Here is a 19,023-nt window from a genome sequence, read left to right on the forward strand (position 1 = left end):
GCTTTCCAGTGGCGCGGGAAACAGCAGCGGCGCTGGAACCAGCCGCAGCCGCAGCCTGCTCCCAACGCCATCCACTCCGGCGCCGCAGGCCTCGCCCGCGCCGCCGACCCAAGAACCGCCGACCCAAGAACCGCCGACCCAAGAACCGCCGACCCAAGAACCCCCGGTCGCGCAGCAGGACAACAGACAGCCGATGAACGACGTGCTCCGGCAGCTCTTTAACCGGTAGTCGACGACCAACCCGCGAGGCTCCTTGCCGGTCTTCCTCCTTCCGCTTTTTCATCCGAACGGATGAAGCGAAAGCAATGCTTCCTGCGACAATTCACCGCCCTGCCGGCCCGCCATGCGTCCACGGCAGGTAACCACCCCGACCGGTCCACCAGCCCCCTGGCCCAAATTGTGATAGAAGGGCGCCCGGGCCTATGCGGCCCGTAGCGCCGACGTCGGCCGCGGCGCGAGAGGGATCCGGATGGCGGCAGCGAAAGACAAGACAAGGTTTCTGCGCGGGGGCCTGTTCGCCAAATACGTCGTCTCCCTCGTCGGCCTCGTCGTATTTGTCCTCGCCGTCAACGGCGCGATGGAGACCTGGATCTCCTACCGCGCCACCAAGACACAGCTGACCGACGGGCTTGAGGACAAGGCGCAGGCCGCGGCCCGGCAGATGGAACAGTCGATCTCCGAGCTCGAGCGCCAGATCAGCTGGGTGACGCGGGCGAGCCAGGACACGCTCGAGAAGCGCCGCGCCGACTACGCCCAGCTGCTGCACCAGGTCTCGGTCGTCAACCAGCTGTTCCAGCTCAACGGCGACGGCCGCGAGGTGCTGCGCGTCTCGCGCCAGTCGACCACGACCGGCAGCAATGCCGACCTCTCCCGCGACATGCGCTTCACCGACACCGTCGCCCGCGGCGTCAGCTACGCGCCGGCCTGGTTCTCCGACCGGACGCCGTTCATGTCGATCTCGGTGGCGCATTCCGGTTTCAACGCCGGCGTCACCGTGGCCGAGCTCGACCTCAGCTTTCTCTCCGAGTACCTCTCCGACGCCCAGGTCGGCAAGGCCGCCTTCGCCTATGTGGTCGATCCGCGCGGCCGCGTGCTGGCCACGTCCTCGAAAGGGCCCGATGTCGGCAAAGATCTCTCGAAGCTGCCGCAGGTTGCAGCCGCGGTCGCACCGGGCCACGAGCCCGACGATTCGGGCACCGACTTCAACGGCCATGCGGTGCTGAGCGCCGCGAGCACCGTGCCGAAGCTCGGCTGGAGCGTGATCTTCGAGCAGCCGACCACGCAGGCCCTGATGCCGATCCGCGACCAGCTGGTGCGCATTGCGCTTTTGATCGGCATGGGCCTGATGGTCGCGATCCTTGCCGGCACGCTACTGGCGCGCCGTATGATCATTCCGATCACCGCGCTGCGCGACGGCGCTCACAAGCTCGGCGAGGGTGATTTCAGCCACCGCATCGACGTCCACACCTCCGACGAGCTCGAAGATCTCGCCGGCCAGTTCAACCGCATGGCCGGCCAGATCCAGGAGACTTATTCGGACCTCGAAACCAAGGTCGAGGAGCGCACACGCGATCTCGCGCAGTCGAACAACGAACTCAAGGTCCTGGAAGAAGTCGGCCGCGCGGTCGCCTCCTCGCTCGATCTGAACGCCGTGCTGCCGACCATCGCCGCGCGTGCGATCGAAATCACCCATGCCGACGCGGTGCTGATCTACGGCTATGACGCCGAGGCGCGCCGCTTCAATCTGGTCGAGGCCAACGGCATCGACAAATCCGCCGAAGGCGCCCATGTCACCATCGACGAAGGCCAGAACATCCTGAGCGATGCGGCCGGGAGCGGCGAACCGATCGAGATTGCCGATCTCGACCAGGCCTCCGGGCAGCCGCTGCGCGACGTCGCGATCGAGGCCGGCTTCCATTCGGTGCTGGTGGTGCCGCTGGTCGACCAGCAGGGTACGCTCGGCTCGCTGGTGGTGCTGCGCCGCGCCAGCGGCGAGTTCGCCCCAAGCATCATCGGACTGATGCGCACCTTCGCCAACCAGGCCGTGCTGGCGATGCGCAATGCGCGGCTGTTCACCGAGGTCGACCACAAGGGCCGCGAGCTCGCGGCTGCGCACGAAACCGTGCAGCAGCAGGCCGCCAAGCTCCAGGAGCAGACCGAGCAACTACGCAACTGGAACCGCTCGCTGGAAGAGCGCGTCGAGAAACAACTCGGCGAGATCGGCCGCATCAAGCGGCTCGAACGTTTCCTCGCCCCGCAAGTGGCGCAGCTGATCGCATCGTCCGACGGCCACGACGCGCTGCTCGACAGCCACCGTCGCGAGGTCACCGTCGTGTTCTGCGATTTGCGCGGCTTCACCTCGTTCACGGAGGCAACCGAGCCGGAAGAGGCGATGAACGTGCTGCGCGAATATCACGCCGCGCTCGGCGAGTTGATCCACCGCTATGAAGGCACGCTCGACCGCTTTGCCGGCGACGGCGTGATGATCCTGTTCAACGCGCCGATTCAATTCGCCGACCACACCAAGCGCGCGGTGAAGATGGCGGTCGAGATGCGCGACGTGATTGGCCAATTGACCGAGAAGTGGAAGAACCGCGGCCATTCGCTCGGCTTCGGCGTCGGCGTCGCCATGGGCTACGCCACGCTGGGCCAGATCGGCTTCGAGCAGCGGCTCGAATATGCCGCGATCGGCAGCGTCACCAATCTCTCCTCCCGCCTCTGCGACGAAGCCAAGGCCGGCCAGGTCGTCGTCAGCCGCCGCGTCTACGGCATGGTCGAGCCCTGGGTCGAAGCCCGCGCGCTCGACGATCTCGTGCTCAAGGGCTTCAACCACCCCGTGCTTGCGATGGAGATCCTGTCGTGGCGCGAGGAGGTGGAGAACGTCGTGGATGCCGCCGCGGCAAGGCGGCGCGGCTAGCCAAAACAAAAACTGCGAAAACAACCCCATGCACAGTAGCCGGGGCCTGCAAGATCAATGGGTTACGCGGGCACGGAATTGGCCGGAAGCCGTTTGACTCGTCGGGCAAAACACCGGCAGGATGGCATCATCCCCACGAACCACATCTCTCGTCCTCGCGACTAACGATCGCCTCCGCGTCGAGGCGAAAGTCCGGATGGAGCCGACCTGTGGCGCTTGCCTTGCCGTCGCGTGCGTATGATTTGCAGATGCTGGACCGGCCCGCCGATCGCGCGCGTGATCATGGTTGGGTCTACGGCCTGCCGCCGGGCATCACGAGCAAGCAATGGCCGCTCGACCCAGTCACCGGGTTTCCTCTGATGCATGGTTTTACACTTCTGCTGCCGAAGGATTATCGCGTACACGGCGAGGATATCGTCGCGGTGTCGTTCTTCGCGACCGCACCAGATCACAATGACGGCGGGGCAGCCGACGATCCCGAGATTCGCGAGGCCGTGCTGGCGCGACCAGCGCACCCGCGGCTTTCGCGCATGACCGACATCCTTGATTACGAATATGCCGCGCTGCTGCTGACGAAGCATGAGTACGAGGGCCCGTTCGCGACGCCGCCCGCGCCGCTTCCGCTTGCGACGGCGGAGCGGCCGCGCTGGCTCGATGTCGGCGGCGCCAGCGCTTACTTCGAATCCGCCCCGCCCTTCGCGCAGAAGATGTTCGCCGGCCCTCCGCGGGGTGACCTGGCGGAGAACCTCGCGATCGCCTTGATGCCGCGCGCGACCGATCCCAATGCCGGCAAGGCTCCGCAGGACCCGCACCTCCCGCGCAATCCGCCGAGCGACTATCAGTCCTACTACTACTTTATCGACGGCGTCCCGACCACCGAGAATTTCCGCTCGCACGACTGGGGCAAGGACCACGCCCACAACCATCTCGGCGGCACCATGCGGCCCTGCCAGGCGGTGCTTGAGATGAGCCCGTTCTACATCGAGTTCGAGGAATATTTCGGCGGCTACAATTTCGGCAGCGGCAACGCGGAGCTCGACTTCAAGGACATGAAGTTCGAGTGGGCCTGCGGGTGATCACACGCCGCGCTTCGGCCCGATCGCCTCGAACCCCGCCTTCTGCTCGTCGCTTAAGTCGGCCTCGAAATCGTCGAGCGCGTCACTAACGCCGTTCACCGCCTGCAGCATCGTCTCCAGCCGCGCCTTCGCGGCGGTGAGGCGGGCCTGTGGTGTCGGTGCGGCCTGTGACGGACAGGCGCTCAGCGTTTCCATGGTGCGCAGCGTGGTGTCCTGGAGCACGTCGAGGCGGGCGCGGGCGGTGTCGTCGAGCTTGAGCGTGGAGGCGATCTCGGCCGCGGGCCATTGCTGCTGAATGAGCTGCTCGTATTGGCGCTGCAGCTTCTCGTCGTAGCGGGGATCGCTGTCCGCCTGACAGGCCGATGCCGCCTGGGGATTCTTTTGCTGCATCGCTGCAAGCGCGGCGCGGCGGTCCTTGGCCAGGCCGTCGAGCTTGGCTCTCTGGTCGTCGTCGAGGAGATCGACGAATTTTGCCAGCGAAGGTGCGACCGCGTCCGTCGCCTTGATCATGGCCTCGATGCGCTCGCGCATCAGGCCGAGGCGCTCCATCGCCGTCGCGGGAACCTGCGCCGGACAGGCGGCGCGGATGGTGTCGCGCGCGGATGCCCACGCGGTCGCGAGCTCGTCGAGCGCAGTGCGCTGCAATTCATTCGGCTGCACGATAGCGGCAATGCGATCGACCGGCAGGCCGCCGGTGTCGCTGGCATCGCAGACAGTCTCCGCGGTCGGGACTCGCCGTCCGCGCCGTCCTTGCGGCGCGGTGTAGGCGGCAAGCTCGGTGGCCGCATAGGGTGCGAAGATCGCGGCATAGATGTCGCCATAGCCATAGAGCGAGAGGCTGGTCGCATCGCCGAGGATGATCGCGGTGGTGAGGTCGTCATGCGCGAACGGCCAGAACACCGGGCCGACCCAGCCGTAGCTGCCGTCGGGATGACGCCACCAGCCCTGCGGACGGCGGCCGCCGTGCCATCCCGACAGCGCAGCTTGCGCCGTCATTGCGGCACGAAGGACGTAAGGATTCGCAGGCTGGCCGCGCTCTGCGCCGCGAGGATCTTGCGACCTCAACGCTGCGGAGCGGTATCGGCTGCCCCGCACCGTCATGCGGGCATGGCGCAAGCGAGACATGCCGATCATGTGGCCGACGGCAAAGCGCGCAACACCGAGCGGGCCGCCGCGGAAGCCGAACTGCGCCTCGGCGCGACTTGGCAACAGCACCGCCAGAATCACGAGGGTTGCGCCTGATAGCGCCAGCCCCAGCCTTGGCCTGAGCGCCAAGCGTGATCTCGACATGACCACTGACCTGTCCACCTTGGCCCTCCTCCGGCGCCAAGCGCGCATCGCGTCGCATCACAACGACGCGCGAGGGAACCAAATGTTCCGGAAGCGTACAGGGCAAAGCGTCGCAACGCGCAGCGGCAGAGCCGATGCGGTGTTACTCCGCCTTCTGCGGCAGTACGAAAGTCTGGCCGGGATAGATCAGATTGGGATTGTGGATCTTGGCGCGGTTGGCGTTGTAGATCACCGCAAAGCGGGCGCCGTCGCCGTAAGCGAGCCGGCTGAGCGCCCACAGGCTGTCGCCGCGGGAGATCACCCGGCTGCCGCCTGTTTCCGCCGGTGCACCGCTGACGATTTCCGCCGGCGAGGCCGATGCGACGGTCGTGGCCGCGGGCGCCCGCGCCATGACCCCCGACCCGCCCTTTGGTTTCGGTGAGCCCATCAATCTCGGCCGGGCCGCAGGCCTGTCCGATACCGATGCCACGACGTCCGACTTGTCGTCGGGCTTCTCGGCCTTCGCTTCCTGCTTCGTCTCTTGCCTCGCGGCCGGTGCAGGGCGCGCGGGCGAAGGCGCGGCTTCGGCGATCACCACCGGCATGCTGCGGCCGGATTGCGTGACGGTGCCGTCAGGCGATTTCGCCCGCAGGGTCAGCTCATAGGAACCGGCGGGAAGCTGCGGCGGCGTCATCACGAATTGGCCCGACGCATCCGCCACGACACTGTCGATCGGCTTGCCGTCGCGCAGCAGCTCGACCTTGGCGCCCGGCGTCGCCTGGCCCGCGATCACCGCCGCCTCGCCGTGATCGTCGACGCGCGCGACGTCGAAACGGGGGCCGGTATCGGCAACCGCCGGCGGCGGCTTGACCGGTGCAAGATCGGCAAGCGCGGCCGTGACCTGCTTCTGGGATTCAGCCAATGCACCCGCCTTCGGCTCGGGGGCCGGTGCCGGAGATGCAGCTGGCGCCGGCGGCGCGACCGCGGCGAGCTTGGGCTCTTCCGGCTTGAGTTCCGGCTTGGATTCGACCTTGGGCTCGACCTTGGGTTCCGGCTTGGCGGCGATGTCGGTCTTCGCCCCTATCGGCAGCAGGCGACGCAGCTCGGCGGGGCCGATCACCAGCACGGTACCGCCCACCGCGAGCAGACAGAATGCAATGAAGGCCTTGGATGCGGTCACCATCGGAAACGAACCTTGATCAGGAAGAACCTTGCAAATCAATCGAGCCGGCAAGGTGCGCCGTTTTAGCCACGGCAGCAAGACGGTCGATAGGATGATGAGCCGGCGCCGGGGATGAACCGGCGCACCCCCGCCGACGTCAAATGATCGAGGCCGCATCGCGGTATTTTTCTCGAGGAATTTTCACTGTGAACGCATTTTGCCGTCCCGCACAATTGCCGGTACTTGGGCTGGTGGTGGGGCTCACGCTTGCCCCCACGCTGGCCGCAACTCCGGGGCTCGCCGCGTCCGGCCCGCCGCCGGATTACATCCTCACCGGCAATGCCGATCTCGCCTTCACCTCGCCCGACGGCGCCACCGGGATCGAGCAGTACATGAAGGACAGCGGGGATTTCGACGTCAAATGGCAGGCCTGGGCGAGGCGTGGCGAACAGATGACGGAGCTGAAGCCCGAGCAGGGTTACGGCGCCGGCTTCCGCTTCACGCCCGACTCGCAATGGCTGGTGCGGATGCAGAAGACCGGCTCCGGCGAGCAGGACCTCTATCTCTACCATGTCGAGAAAGGCGCCTTCGTCAGCGCGACGAAGACGCCGTTCAGCGACTTGGCCTGGGCCTATTTCCACAGCCGCCCGGACACCGGGAAGATGAAGCTCGACTACCACATTTCGGCCAATCTCGTGAAAGGCACCGAAGAGGCTTATCGCGGCCTCGGCGTGCACTGGCCGGACAACCGTTACCTCGTCATCTCGCTGTCGGGTGAAATGGACAAGCACTCGAAGAACGTCGCCGTGAAGGGGTTGGCCGACTGGCGCTGCCGCTATGATCTCAAGACCGGGACCTTCGACGTGCCGGCGATGTTCGCCAGGACCAATGCGGAAGCGTTGAGATGGGAAATCCGACGCTGAGGGAACCATGGCCCACCGCGCCTTCAGACAGCGATGGAACCAACCCTCTGATTACGCTCCGATTCATGTTTTCCTAACCCTTACTGGTAACGCGGTCTTGTCGGTTTTGCCGCATCTTGCATCCCACGGGAGGGCTGCATGGGCACATCGATCCGATGGAGCGCGCGCATGCGCGCGTTGCTGCGCCGTTGGCGCGGCGCGCCGCTGACATGGCTGATCGCAGGCGGCTTCGTGCTGATGGCCGCAATGGCGATCGGCACCGCGCTTACCGTCGACCGCTTCCGGCAGAATGCAATCGAAAGCGGCCGCGACAGCCTTGAGAGCGCGGTCCGCTTGCTCGCCCGCCATTTCGACCGCGAGTTCGAGGACTTCGCGGTGCTGCAGAAGAGCATCATCTCCGAGCTCGAAAGCCACGGCATCGAATCCGCCGATGTCTTCCGCAGCGAGATGGGCACGCTCGCCGTGCACGAAGTGCTGCGCGCCAGAGCCAGCGGCTGGTCGGACGTTGCCGGCGCCAACGTGTTCGACGCCAAGGGCGTGCTGATCAACTCGTCGCGGCGCTGGCCGGTCGCCGATGTTTCGGTCGCCGACCGCGGCTACTTCAATCGCCTCAAGAACGACCCGGCTTCGCAGGAGGAGGTCGAGGTCGTGCCCGGACGGTTGGGCAGCGGACCGGCGATCGTGTTCGCGCGCCGCGTCTCCGGTCCTCACGGCGAATTCCTTGGGCTGGTGTCGCGCGCGATCGCGCCGGACCAACTCGAATCCTTCTTCGCCTCGAGTGGGCTCGGCGAGGAATCCTCGATCGCGATGCACCACCAGAACGGCCAGTTGCTCGCGCGCGTTCCGCATGTGGACGCGATGATCGGGCAGAATTTCCGCAATGGAACGCCCGAGCAGATGGCGGTGTTCGAGCGCACCTTCGTCACGACCCAGCTCGCAAGTCCGATCGACGGCAAGGATCGCATCGTCGCCGCACGCCTCCTGACCGGCGAGCCGCTGGTCGTGGTTGCGACCAGGTCGCTGGATGCGACGCTGGCGACATGGCACACGCAAACCAAATTCTTCGTGGCCGTAGCCGTGCTGTCGATCGGCCTACTCGTGCTCACGCTCTATTTCATCTTCCGCCAGATGACCCGCCGGCTCGCCGTGGAGAAGCACCAGCTCGACACCGCGATGAACACGATGACGCAGGGTCTCCTGATGTTTGACCAGGACGAGCGGCTGATCGTCTGCAACCGGCGCTACATCGAGATGTATGGCCTATCGGCCGACGTGGTGAAGCCCGGCGCGTATTTCCGCCAAGTGATCCAGCACCGCCACGACACGGGTTCGTTCCACGGCGACGTCGATTCCTATTGCGACGGCATTTTGGGCAATGCCGGGCAGACGCAGAGCACGATCGTCGAGACCTCCGATGGCCGCCTGATCGAGATCAAGAACCAGCCCGGCGCCGCCGGCGGCTGGCTCGCGACCCATGACGACGTCACCGAGCGCATTCGCGCCGACGAGCGCATCGCGCATATGGCGCATTACGACGCGCTGACCGACCTGCCCAACCGCGTGCTGATGCGCGGCCATCTGGAGCGGCGTGTCGCGGAGCTTGCCCAGGGCAAGCCGTTCGCGATCCTCTATATCGACGTCGACGAGTTCAAGGGCGTCAACGATTCGCTGGGACACGAGGTCGGCGACGAGCTGCTGCGCCAGGTCGCGAACCGCCTGCGCGCCTGCATCAGCGGCAACGACATGGTGGCACGGTTGGGTGGCGACGAATTCGCAATCGTCAAGGCCGGCACCCGCGACGTGGCCGAGCTGACGGCGCTGGCCGAGCAGATCCTGAAGGCGCTGCGCGCGCCCGTAAACTACAATGGCCAGGAAATCCCGACCGATGCCAGCATCGGCATCGCGATCGCGCCCGACCACGGCGACAATCTCGACGATTTGCTCAAGCGCGCGGATCTCGCGATGTATGCGGCGAAATCCGAGGGCCGCCGCACCTTCCGCGTTTTCTCGCCCGAATACGACGCCAAGGCGCGGCTGCGCCGCCAGCTCGAGTTCGATCTGCGCCAGGCGCTGGCCCGCGGCGAGTTCGAGGTGCACTACCAGCCGCTGGTCGATCTTGCGGCCAACGTGGTCACCGGCTGCGAAGCGCTGCTGCGCTGGCACCATCCGGAGCGCGGCATGGTCTCGCCCGCCGACTTCATCCCGGTTGCGGAAGAGACCGGATTGATCGGCGAGATTGGCGAATGGGTGCTGAGGCAGGCCTGCACCGAGGCCGCCTCTTGGCCCGGCGACATCCACATCGCGGTCAATGTTTCACCGGTGCAGTTCCGCTCGCGGACGCTGGCGCTGAAGGTCGCAGCCGCGCTCGCCGAGTCCGGTCTCGCACCCGGACGGCTCGAGCTCGAGATCACCGAGACGGTCCTGATCCGCGACGACCAGGAGGCGCTGACGATCCTGCAGCAGCTGCGCGAGCTCGGCGTGCGCATTGCGCTCGACGATTTCGGCACCGGCTATTCGTCGCTGAGCTATTTGCATCGCTTCCCGTTCGACAAGATCAAGATCGACCGCAGCTTCATCTGCGACATCGGCCAGTCTGAAGATTCCTCGCCGATCGTGCAGGCGGTGGTGCACATGGCCGCCGCCCGCCACATGGCGACGACCGCCGAAGGCGTCGAGACGGAAGCGCAGCGCGCGGTGCTGCTCCAGCTCGGATGCAGCCAGATGCAGGGCTGGCTGTTCAGCCCGGCCGTGCCGGCGGCGAAACTGAAGCAGCTGTTGTCGGCACAGGCGGCCGCGGCCTAGCGCGCCCCGGTCATCGCCGTCGCCTCCGTTTGGAGGATTTGTCGCCGAGCCGGGCAAGGCTTGTCCGTCTTGAAATCCAACCGTTCCACGCCACGAGCGTGCCCGATCGCGACATCGATGTGGCGGCCGTGTGGCGGCCTGCGCCCTTTTCTCACAAGCACTTCTCCTCCTCGGCCGCTCACCGTGCGTTCGCGAAAGCGCGGGCCGGCTTGGAGCAGGATCGGACAAAGCATGGCGGGTTCAGGAAATACGCACCGCAACCGCGGCGCATAGAACACGCGCCGTTCCGTACAAATACGGACGACTGATCGAAAGCCCGAGCTGATCAGCAGGAGCCACACCATGACCGGGAACACTGCACTCATGCGCAATCCCTCGCACAAGGGCTTGCCGCCCGCACCCGACGCACAGCCTGACGACCGCTCGACGTCCGAGCGGCGCGCCGCCGACGGGGAGATGGCGCGCGTGCTCAGGACCCAGCCGTTTCGCATGGCGCTGGACTCCTCCGGTGCCGGTATCGCGCACTGGAAGCATGATCCGCTGCACGACGTCGTCGAGCCCATGCGCCACCACGTGATCATGGCGCATAAAGGCGTGATGCAGCGCATGGAGCGGCGCTCGGGAAGATCGATCGCGATCGGCACGTTTCGTCCGGGGGTCGTGAACATCGTTCCGGAAGGGTCGAGCTCCCGATGGGACATTCCGAAGCCCGTCGACGTCGTGCAGCTTTACCTTCCCGACGCAACGCTGCAGCGCATCGCCGGCGAGGCCGGGACCGCCGGGCCCGCCGAATTGATTGAGCGAACGGCGCATCCCGACACGATCACGTCCCGACTGCTCCTGAGCGCGGCGGATTCGCTAGAGAGCCATGGCGTCCTTGATACGCTATTCCGGCATCAGCTCACGGATCTTCTGGCCACGCGCCTTTTGGCTGCGCATGCAGGGTCGCCAACCACGTTCCACCCGACCATGGGCGGACTGGCGCCGAAGGTCCTGCTCCGTGCGATCGAACGATTGCGCTCCGACAGCGAAGCGGACGTCTCGCTCGATGCGCTGGCGTCCGATGCAGGTTTGTCGCGCTTTCATTTCTGCCGGTCCTTCAAGGAGAGCACCGGGCTGTCGCCGCATGCCTGGCTTCGCCAGCACCGGCTCGAGCAGGCCATGAACATGCTGCGGGAGAGCGACGAATCGATCGTCTCGGTCGCCGCGGCGCTTGGTTATTCCTCGCAGACCGCCTTCGCCGCGGCATTCAAGAAGCTGACGGGCGAGACGCCGAGCGATTGGCGCAGGCGCGTGCGTTAGCAGCAATCTCTCGACAGCGACGGCAATCGCGCTGGGGCAACGGCAAATCGGGTCGGCTACATCATCTCCATGTCCAGACCAATCGAGGGAGACCAAAGATGACCTGGAAAAACTTCGTCAGTCGACGGTTGATCTCATCACGCCGCCGGAGCCTCGCAACCGCGACCTTGTACGGACTCTCGCTGGCCGTTCGCTTCACGTCGGCGACGGGCGAGGAAGTGGAAATTCCGGCTTACACCATGCACCCGGCACAGCCGCCCGTTTCCATCATGATCCGAAATGGCCCCGGGCTTCCCTATCAGGACTGGAGTCGAGGTGAGCTTCAGCCCGTCGTCTTGGGCTACGGCCAGCCGCCGAGATCGGTGATGGCACGCTGCATCGGGCCCTAAGCCAGCGACCCAACCCACCCACGCGCCGACGCCGGCCGCTGCCCTGAACGCAGCAGCGCGGTCGCGCGCGGTCTTTCGAACAGCAACCAAGGAGAAAATCCATGCGACTCGTCATCATCGGCGCCGGCTTCGCCGGCATGTACGCCGCCCTTTCCGCAGCGCGACTGCGCGACATCCGGGGGGTCTCGCCGCAAGATCTGCAGATCGCGATCGTCTCCCCGGAGCCGACGCTGGTGGTCCGTCCGCGGCTCTACGAGCCGAAGCCGGAAACCCTGACGGCCCCGCTGCTAGAGGTCCTCAAGGCGATCGACGTCGACTACATTCAGGGCAGCGCCGAGACGATCAACACCGAGGCCCGAACGGTGCAGATCACGCCCGCGAAGGGCCCGCGAAAGACGCTGTCCTACGACCGCCTGGTTGTGACCACCGGCAGCCGGCTATTCCGTCCGAACATTCCGGGCCTCGCCGAGCACGGCTTCAGCGTCGATTCGCTCAACGATGCCGTTGCGCTCGACAAGCATCTGCATGGCCTCGCGGAGCGGCCTGCCGTGAACGGACGCGACACGGTCGTCGTCGCCGGCGGCGGCTTCACCGGGATCGAGGCGGCCACCGAAATACCGGCGCGGCTGCGCGAAATCCTGGGCCCCAATGCCAGGACGCGCGTCGTCATCGTCGATCGCAACACTGCGATCGCACCCGACATGGGTGCAAGCGCCCGCCCCGTCATCGAGGAAGCCTTGCGCAAGATTGGCGTCGAGACACGGCTCGGTGCCGGCGTCGCCGCGCTCGACGAGACCGACGTCACCTTGTCCAGCGGTGAGCACATCGAAACCGAGACGGTGATCTGGGCGGCGGGCATGCGTGCAGCGCCGCTGACCGGGCAGATTCCCGCCGAGCGCGACAATTTCGGACGGTTGCTGGTCGAACGCTGCTTGCAGGTGCCAGGCGTTCAGGGTGTCTTCGCGGCCGGCGACGCAGCACGCGCCGCCTGCGACGACGAGGGCAATTACGCACTGATGTCGTGCCAGCACGCCACGCGAATGGGCGCCTTTGCCGGCAACAATGCCGCGGCCGAATTGCTTGGCGTTCCGACCAGGCCCTACCACCAGAAGGCCTACGTCACCTGCCTGGACCTCGGCGAAGCCGGCGCGCTGTTCACACGCGGATGGGAGCGCAAGGTCGAGCTGGTCGGCGACGTCGCCAAGAAGACCAAGCGTGAGATCAACACCGTCTGGATCTATCCGCCGAAGGCGGAGCGCGCCCTGGCGCTCGCGTCGGCCGATCCGGAACGAGTGACCAGCCTCTAGCGCACCAAGCGATCACGGCTGCGCACTCCCCGGCGGCGCTGCCTGCTCAACCACCAGCCGGAAGCCCCTATCTTTGAAACAGGAGACCAACATGAATCTGCACAACACCTCGTATCCCGTGTCATCGGGACCCGAAGAGCTCGTTCCGTCGCGCTACGCGCTGAAGATCGGCGAGATCGACGTGCTGGTGGTGAGCGACGGCGTGCTGCCGCTGCCGACCACAATGCTCGCGCACAACGCCGACCCGGCGGTGCGAGCGACCTGGCTGCACGACATGTTCCTGCCGCAGGATGCTTTCGACTGGGCGCTGAACGCCGTCATGGTCCGCAGCGGCGGCAAGACCATCCTCATCGACGCCGGGCTGGGCTCGGACCCGAACTTGAACTTGCCGCGCGCCGGGCAGTTGATCAGGCGACTGGCGGCCGCGGGCATCGATCTTTCGGCGGTAACCGATCTGGTGCTCACCCATCTGCACATGGACCACATTGGCGGGCTGCTGGTCGACGGCGTGAAGCAGCAGCTGCGCAAGGACCTGCGGATTCACGTCGCGGCCACAGAGGTCAAGTTCTGGGAAACGCCTGATTTCTCCCGCACTGCCATGCCGGAAGGGTTCCCGGACGCGCTGCGATCGACCGCCAAGCGGTTCCTGAAGGAGTACGGCAGTCAGCTGCGGCTGTTCGATGACGAGCAAGAGATTGCGCCTGGCGTCGTCGCCCGTCGCACCGGCGGTCACACCCCCGGACACAGCGTGGTTCGCATGGCGGCCGGCGACGACGCGCTGACATTCGCCGGCGACGCCGTGTTTGCCGTCGGGTTCGAGCAACCCGACTGGCACAACGGTTTCGAGCACGACCCCGAGGAGGCCGCGCGCGTTCGCATCGGTCTGTTGCGACAGCTTGCCGAGACCGGCGAAATGCTGGTGGCCACGCACCTGCCGTTCCCGTCCGTGGGCCGGGTCGCAGCCGACGGCGACGCCTTCCGTTGGGTGCCGGTGTTCTGGGACTACTGACCGCTTGCCGGGTTAGAGCTGAAGCAGGGCGCGGACTCGATAGGTCCGCGCCCTTGAAAATAGGATCAAACATCGACCCTCGCGGTTATCGCCCCGCTGAGACGGCTGGAACCGGTCGGCGGCGCCAGCCAGCATTGCGTCACGTGCCGCGCAGGCGGCTCCTCGTCTGCGCTCGTGCGCGCGCGAGATCGAGCGAGGCGATATGGCGATCGCGGCATTCAGGATGGTCACTCTCGTAGCGGTTACTGCCATGATCGGCCCATCCGTGCAGGCCCGCGACGACGGTCGCTACGCAAACTCTCCCCTCAAGGGCTGGTTCGAGAGCCTGCACAGCAAGGGCGGCGGTCCCTGCTGCGCCGACGCCGACGGCACCGCGCTGGACGATGTCGACTGGGACACGAGCAACGGACATTATCGCGTGCGACTCCTGGGCGACTGGATCGAGGTGCCCGACGACACCGTCATCACCGAGCCGAACCGCGCCGGCCGCACCATGGTCTGGCCGTATTACGTCAACGGCCGCGCCAAGATCCGCTGCTTCATGCCGGGCAGCATGATTTGAGATTTTGAGTTCTGATGTCCCGGCTCGGCCCAGCATACGATGATGCGCCGCTGAACCGGCCGGCGCGGGCTCACTTGACCTGCTTGGCCGCGTGGATCTCGACGAACTCGGCATCGGGATGCGCGACGATGGTCGCGAACATGATGCCGCTGATGATGAGCGACCAGGCGGTGTCCCAATAAATCCAAAACACTGCCAGCCTCCGTTTCGATCTGCTCCGCCCGCGGGATCAGGGTAACGGCAAGGCGAGGCTGCCGTTCCCAGTGCGCGGGCGGCGCGGGCGAGGTGCTATTTTGGTTTGGTCGGCGCGGAGTTGGGATCGGTTTGGCCGGTGTGGCGCTTTGCCACGACGTCCTCGTCGCGCTCGCCCTGACGCGGGCGCGGCGGCAGCTTGGGCTGGCCGGCCTGACCGCCATGCTTGCCGCCCATGTCGGGCTTACCTTCGAGATCGTTTTCACGGGGCATGCCGGATCAATGCGCTCGCGCGGCATTGGTTCGTTTCGGCTGTGAACGAGTTCATAGGATCGCGGCGATTTGCAGTGCACGATCGCCAGGCCCGCCCCCGGGAGCATTCTCATTCATATGACTGACGGATACGGCCTGATGCGGAAACCACTCGTCGCCTGGACGATCCTGACCTGCGCGCTGCTCGCGGTCACCGTGTGGACCGTGCTCGGGCCGCCCCACACTCCGCCCGGGCCCCATCTGCCCTCCCGCACAGCGGCGATACGGTAGATCTCCCACCGATACCATTACGGCATTGATCGATCCCAATTGGAGTTTGGTGCGGCGGGGCGGCTGCCGCTATCCTCACCGGCAAAACGACAAATGCCGCACCGGCATCCAGGAGGACCCCCATGGTGAGATCGACCCGACGCATCAGATCCGGCGTGCCCCGTGCCGCGATCGCCACCACCCTCGCTTTCCTCACTCTAATTTCTGGAGTCCGCCCCGGCATGGCCGAGACCTTCGCCTATGTCGGCAATGCCGACAGTAACGACATCAGTGTGTTCAAGATGGCCGAGAGCGGCGAGATGACGCCCGTGCAGACGGCCGCCTTCACCGGCGTCGAAAAGCCCGGCTCCTCGACGCCGCTCGCGATCACGCCCGATCATCGCGTGCTGATCGCCGGTGTCCGCTCGCAGCCGTTTCTCGCGGTGAGCTTTGCGATCGATCCCAAGACGGGCCAGCTCAGCCATCTCGGCAACGGCCCGCTCGCCGACAGCATGGCCAATATCGCCATCGACCGTAGCGGCAAATTCCTGTTCAGCGCCTCCTATGGCGGCAACAAGGTCGCGCTGAATCCGCTGCTCGCCAACGGCGTCGCAGGCGAGCCGAAGCAGGTGATCCCGACCGGGCTGAACGCGCACGCCTTCCTGCCCTCGCCCGACAACCGCTTCGCGTTCGCGACCAATCTCGGCTCCGACCAGATCCTGGCCTTCGCGTTCGACGCCACGACCGGCACGCTCACACCGAGCGATCCGCCGGCTCACAAGGTGCCGGAGAAATCGGGGCCGCGGCATTTCGTATTCCACCCCAACGGCAAGTTCGTCTATCTCCTCCACGAGCTGAACGGCGACGTCGCGGCGTTCGCCTATGAGGCCAAGGGCGGCGCATGGGACGAGATCCAGCGCACCAGCGCCTTGCCGGAAGGATTTACCGGAAAGCCCTGGGCCGCCGACATCCACGTCACCCCCGACGGCCGCTTCCTCTACGCCTCCGAGCGCACCACCAGCACGCTCACCGCCTACAAGATCGATGCGACAAATGGCAAGCTGACCACGATCGGCAGCGTGCCGACCGAGAAGCAGCCACGCGGCTTCCACATCGATCCCGGCGGGCGCTACCTTGCCGCAGTGGGCGAGCTCTCCGACAGCATGACGGTCTATGCCATCGACCAGAGCAGCGGGGCACTCGCCAAGCTGAAATCCTACGCCACCGGCAAGAAGCCGAACTGGGTGGAGTTCTTGAGCCTGCCGTGAGGGGGCTCCGCTGCGAGATGAGTTCGGCCTGCATGGTTCGAGACCCCCGCTTTGGCGGGCTCTCCTCACCATGAGGGCCTGACATCCCGTCGCGAAACACGACCTCATCCCGAGGGCCCGCCGCAGGCGGGCGTCTCGCAGGATGGCCGCCGGGACGGTGGAAGACAGCGAACCTTGGCGCCGGTCCCGAAGACTAAATCAACGGGCGGCATCGCGCCGCCCGTGCTGCGGCGGCATTCTCATCCGCCGGCCCTGATGTGCCATTGGCTCGCAGCGATCACTTCTGCTAACGATGAGGCCGTCAAGGCCCCAACCGGAATGACCCATGCGTTCATTGCCTGCGCGTTCTGTTTCCAGACATCTCGTTGCGCTCGCCGGACTGCTGTTGCTGTCGGCCCAGCCCGCTGCCGCCGCCGATGACGACGCGCCCAAGGGGCCGGCGGTCACGGTGCTGAAGGTCGCAAAATCCTGTTTCTCCGACATCGTCGAGGGCACCGGCACGATCATCGCGCGCGAGGCAAGCTCGGTGCGGCCGGAGCGGCCCGGCCTGAAGGTAACGGAGGTGCTGGCGGAAGCGGGCGACACCACCACCGCCGGCCAGGTGCTGGCGCGGCTCGCACTGCCCGAGGGCGGCACGCTTCAGGTCACCGCCCCCGTGGCAGGCGTGATCGCGACGTCGACCGCGCAGATCGGCAACCTCGCCTCCGCCAAGGGCGAGGCGCTGTTCACGATCGTGGCGCGCAGCGAGTACGATCTCGTCGCCCTCGTCGCGACCAGCGATATGCGCAAGCTCGCGGTCAACCAGATGGCGACCGTGCGCATCGCCGGCGCCGGCGATATCGACGGCAAGGTGCGCCGCATCGGCCCGACGGTCGAGCCGAACATCCAGCAGGGCATGGTCTATATCGGCATTTCCGCGCAGAAGCGGCTGTTGCTGAATGCGAGCGGCCGTGCGCTGATCAAGTCGGGCCAGAGCTGCAACGTCGCGGTGCCGCTGACCTCGGTGCAGTATTCCTCCGCCGGCACCGTCGTGCAGGTGATCCGCCGCAACCGCGTCGAGACCAAGCGCGTCGAGGTCGGACTGATGTCGGGCGGCAATATCGAGATTCGCGACGGCCTCAACGAAGGCGATATCGTCGTCGCCCGCGCCGGCGCGCTGCTGCGCGAAGGCGATCCGGTGCGCACGGTGATGGCCGCAGAAGCGGCGAAGTAGTCCCCGCGATCGTCATTGCGAAGAGCAAAGCGACGAAGCAATCCGCTCGCAATGACGGTGGAGAGGCAGATGTACGTTAAACACGCGGATCGTAGGGTGGGCAAAGCGAAGCGTGCCCACGTCTTCTATCGACCGCGTCTTCTATCGAAATGTTGGAAAGATGGTGGGCACGGCGCGTTGCGCCTTTGCCCACCCTACAAGACCTAAGAAAAACTAGCCGCCGGCTTCGCCGAAATGGACGTCCTCGAGCAGCGAGGAGGAGACGGTCGGGACCTGGTCGCCTTCGCTGGCGCGGGAGATCGCAAGGCGGGTCTTGTTGAAGACGCTCTCGGCGCTGCCCTGCGCATTGAGGTTGTTGAGGAACTCGCTGACCAGCACGCTGTGCTCGCCCTTGCCGTCGTCGACGACCTTGCCGGGCGAAGCCGAGGAGAGGATCAGCGCGTTGTCGGTCGCGCTGATCGGCGCGAGGCCGTGGCTGTAGGAGCGGAAGCGGCGCTCATAGGGATTGCGGCGGGAGGCGTCGACCACGACGAGCTTGGCCTTGGCGCCCTGCTCCTTCATCATGTCGAGCACGCCCTCGATGGAGACGCCGTGACGGCGGACATCGCTTTCCTTCCAGATCACGGCATTGACCGGCAGCATGTAGCTCTCGCGGCCGGCCTGCACGCCGTAGCCGCCGAAGAACAGCATGACGACGGTGTCGCGCTTGATCCGGGACTTCAGGCGATTGACGGCGCGGACCATGTCGTCCTTGGTCGCGTCTTCCACCATGTCGACGTCAAAACCGTTCTTGCGCAGCGACGAGGACAGCGCGCGGGCGTCGTTGATCGACTGCGTCAGCGGCGCGTTGGCGTCGGGGTAGTGCCCATTGCCGATGACGAGGGCGAGACGCGAGGCCTGGCCGATCGAGCCGGTGACCTGGTCGGTCGAAACGGCCTTGGCGGCATCGAGCGCCCGCATGTTGAGGGCAGCATGGGCGCCGATCACGAGCGAGACCGTGCCGATGAGGGCTGCGGCCACCGCGATCGTGCGTCGGGAAATGTCGAGCTGCGTTACATTCATCTCGCGTCATTCCTGTCAGTGCCAAAGACCAGCCAAGCACGCGCACAC

At 66.0% G+C, this 19,023-nt stretch carries 17 protein-coding genes and 1 pseudogene; 12 read left to right on the top strand and 6 right to left on the bottom strand.

The features are described 5' to 3' along the window. Positions 1 to 240: pseudogene (locus IVB48_RS41270) on the bottom strand (hypothetical protein); the annotation flags it as partial. A gap of 229 nt (positions 241 to 469) precedes the next feature. Here IVB48_RS41270 and IVB48_RS35280 point away from each other — a divergent pair. Together IVB48_RS35280 and IVB48_RS35285 are read left to right on the top strand one after the other, a co-directional pair. Then, positions 470 to 2,917, top strand: a complete 2,448-nt coding sequence (locus IVB48_RS35280; RefSeq protein ID WP_247407555.1) for an adenylate/guanylate cyclase domain-containing protein — start codon at positions 470 to 472, stop codon at positions 2,915 to 2,917. A gap of 248 nt (positions 2,918 to 3,165) precedes the next feature. Beyond that, positions 3,166 to 3,993 (top strand): hypothetical protein, encoded by an 828-nt coding sequence (locus tag IVB48_RS35285; protein ID WP_247407557.1) that lies wholly within the window; start codon positions 3,166 to 3,168, stop codon positions 3,991 to 3,993. On the opposite strand, the gene IVB48_RS35290 is transcribed toward IVB48_RS35285, so the two are convergent. Continuing rightward, positions 3,994 to 5,283: a Spy/CpxP family protein refolding chaperone gene (locus tag IVB48_RS35290; RefSeq protein ID WP_247407559.1), complete on the bottom strand. Its 1,290-nt coding sequence runs from the start codon at positions 5,281 to 5,283 to the stop codon at positions 3,994 to 3,996. A 142-nt stretch (positions 5,284 to 5,425) separates the two neighbouring features. Next, a complete protein-coding gene (locus IVB48_RS35295) occupies positions 5,426 to 6,445 on the bottom strand; it encodes a LysM peptidoglycan-binding domain-containing protein (protein ID WP_247407562.1) in 1,020 nt (339 codons plus the stop codon). 185 nt (positions 6,446 to 6,630) lie between these two features. On the opposite strand from IVB48_RS35295, the gene IVB48_RS35300 reads away from it, so the two are divergent. The 7 genes from IVB48_RS35300 (at position 6,631) to IVB48_RS35330 (ending at position 14,718) form a co-directional block, all read left to right on the top strand. Then, complete coding sequence (locus IVB48_RS35300) at positions 6,631 to 7,347, top strand: hypothetical protein (protein ID WP_247407563.1); 717 nt, start codon at positions 6,631 to 6,633, stop codon at positions 7,345 to 7,347. Positions 7,348 to 7,485: 138 nt separating this feature from the next. After that, positions 7,486 to 10,149, top strand: coding sequence for an EAL domain-containing protein (locus IVB48_RS35305; RefSeq protein ID WP_247407565.1), 2,664 nt, complete (start codon positions 7,486 to 7,488; stop codon positions 10,147 to 10,149). Between the two features lie 342 nt (positions 10,150 to 10,491). After that, entirely contained in the window at positions 10,492 to 11,451 is a 960-nt protein-coding gene (locus IVB48_RS35310; protein WP_247407567.1) for an AraC family transcriptional regulator, read from the top strand. A 98-nt stretch (positions 11,452 to 11,549) separates the two neighbouring features. After that, a complete protein-coding gene (locus IVB48_RS35315; protein ID WP_247407569.1) occupies positions 11,550 to 11,840 on the top strand; it encodes a hypothetical protein in 291 nt (96 codons plus the stop codon). A 101-nt stretch (positions 11,841 to 11,941) separates the two neighbouring features. Further along, positions 11,942 to 13,147: an FAD-dependent oxidoreductase gene (locus tag IVB48_RS35320; RefSeq protein WP_247407570.1), complete on the top strand. Its 1,206-nt coding sequence runs from the start codon at positions 11,942 to 11,944 to the stop codon at positions 13,145 to 13,147. Positions 13,148 to 13,238: 91 nt separating this feature from the next. After that, complete coding sequence (locus IVB48_RS35325; protein WP_247407572.1) at positions 13,239 to 14,156, top strand: MBL fold metallo-hydrolase; 918 nt, start codon at positions 13,239 to 13,241, stop codon at positions 14,154 to 14,156. Positions 14,157 to 14,358: 202 nt separating this feature from the next. Beyond that, entirely contained in the window at positions 14,359 to 14,718 is a 360-nt protein-coding gene (locus IVB48_RS35330) for a hypothetical protein (protein WP_027568354.1), read from the top strand. A 70-nt stretch (positions 14,719 to 14,788) separates the two neighbouring features. Here the strand turns inward: IVB48_RS35330 and IVB48_RS41235 are convergent, their stop codons facing one another. Both IVB48_RS41235 and IVB48_RS35335 read right to left on the bottom strand, forming a co-directional pair. Beyond that, positions 14,789 to 14,911, bottom strand: a complete 123-nt coding sequence (locus tag IVB48_RS41235) for a hypothetical protein (RefSeq protein ID WP_256379023.1) — start codon at positions 14,909 to 14,911, stop codon at positions 14,789 to 14,791. Between the two features lie 95 nt (positions 14,912 to 15,006). After that, entirely contained in the window at positions 15,007 to 15,183 is a 177-nt protein-coding gene (locus IVB48_RS35335) for a hypothetical protein (RefSeq protein ID WP_155809827.1), read from the bottom strand. 138 nt (positions 15,184 to 15,321) lie between these two features. On the opposite strand from IVB48_RS35335, the gene IVB48_RS41240 reads away from it, so the two are divergent. The 3 genes from IVB48_RS41240 to IVB48_RS35345 all read left to right on the top strand — a co-directional run bounded on the left by IVB48_RS41240 (position 15,322) and on the right by IVB48_RS35345 (position 17,913). After that, positions 15,322 to 15,453 (top strand): hypothetical protein, encoded by a 132-nt coding sequence (locus IVB48_RS41240; RefSeq protein WP_256375641.1) that lies wholly within the window; start codon positions 15,322 to 15,324, stop codon positions 15,451 to 15,453. A gap of 122 nt (positions 15,454 to 15,575) precedes the next feature. Beyond that, positions 15,576 to 16,700: a beta-propeller fold lactonase family protein gene (locus IVB48_RS35340; protein WP_247407575.1), complete on the top strand. Its 1,125-nt coding sequence runs from the start codon at positions 15,576 to 15,578 to the stop codon at positions 16,698 to 16,700. Between the two features lie 325 nt (positions 16,701 to 17,025). Continuing rightward, a complete protein-coding gene (locus tag IVB48_RS35345; RefSeq protein ID WP_247407577.1) occupies positions 17,026 to 17,913 on the top strand; it encodes an HlyD family efflux transporter periplasmic adaptor subunit in 888 nt (295 codons plus the stop codon). Between the two features lie 213 nt (positions 17,914 to 18,126). On the opposite strand, the gene IVB48_RS35350 is transcribed toward IVB48_RS35345, so the two are convergent. After that, the gene (locus tag IVB48_RS35350) at positions 18,127 to 18,975 is read right to left on the bottom strand and encodes a caspase family protein (RefSeq protein WP_247407579.1); all 849 of its coding nucleotides are present in this window, start codon (positions 18,973 to 18,975) and stop codon (positions 18,127 to 18,129) included. Positions 18,976 to 19,023 lie beyond the last annotated feature (48 nt).

The organism is Bradyrhizobium sp. 76, assembly GCF_023073025.1.
GTDB lineage: Bacteria > Pseudomonadota > Alphaproteobacteria > Rhizobiales > Xanthobacteraceae > Bradyrhizobium.

Coding starts and splice junctions, on each gene's coding strand:
- IVB48_RS41240 (WP_256375641.1), top strand. CDS start 15,322: ATGCGGAAACCACTCGTCGCCTGGACGATCCTGACCTGCGCGCTGCTC.
- IVB48_RS35295 (WP_247407562.1), bottom strand. CDS start 6,445: ATGGTGACCGCATCCAAGGCCTTCATTGCATTCTGTCTGCTCGCGGTG.
- IVB48_RS35280 (WP_247407555.1), top strand. CDS start 470: ATGGCGGCAGCGAAAGACAAGACAAGGTTTCTGCGCGGGGGCCTGTTC.
- IVB48_RS35310 (WP_247407567.1), top strand. CDS start 10,492: ATGACCGGGAACACTGCACTCATGCGCAATCCCTCGCACAAGGGCTTG.
- IVB48_RS35315 (WP_247407569.1), top strand. CDS start 11,550: ATGACCTGGAAAAACTTCGTCAGTCGACGGTTGATCTCATCACGCCGC.
- IVB48_RS35285 (WP_247407557.1), top strand. CDS start 3,166: ATGCTGGACCGGCCCGCCGATCGCGCGCGTGATCATGGTTGGGTCTAC.
- IVB48_RS35320 (WP_247407570.1), top strand. CDS start 11,942: ATGCGACTCGTCATCATCGGCGCCGGCTTCGCCGGCATGTACGCCGCC.
- IVB48_RS35335 (WP_155809827.1), bottom strand. CDS start 15,183: ATGCCCCGTGAAAACGATCTCGAAGGTAAGCCCGACATGGGCGGCAAG.
- IVB48_RS35350 (WP_247407579.1), bottom strand. CDS start 18,975: ATGAATGTAACGCAGCTCGACATTTCCCGACGCACGATCGCGGTGGCC.
- IVB48_RS35325 (WP_247407572.1), top strand. CDS start 13,239: ATGAATCTGCACAACACCTCGTATCCCGTGTCATCGGGACCCGAAGAG.
- IVB48_RS35305 (WP_247407565.1), top strand. CDS start 7,486: ATGGGCACATCGATCCGATGGAGCGCGCGCATGCGCGCGTTGCTGCGC.
- IVB48_RS35340 (WP_247407575.1), top strand. CDS start 15,576: ATGGTGAGATCGACCCGACGCATCAGATCCGGCGTGCCCCGTGCCGCG.
- IVB48_RS35330 (WP_027568354.1), top strand. CDS start 14,359: ATGGCGATCGCGGCATTCAGGATGGTCACTCTCGTAGCGGTTACTGCC.
- IVB48_RS35345 (WP_247407577.1), top strand. CDS start 17,026: ATGCGTTCATTGCCTGCGCGTTCTGTTTCCAGACATCTCGTTGCGCTC.
- IVB48_RS35290 (WP_247407559.1), bottom strand. CDS start 5,283: ATGTCGAGATCACGCTTGGCGCTCAGGCCAAGGCTGGGGCTGGCGCTA.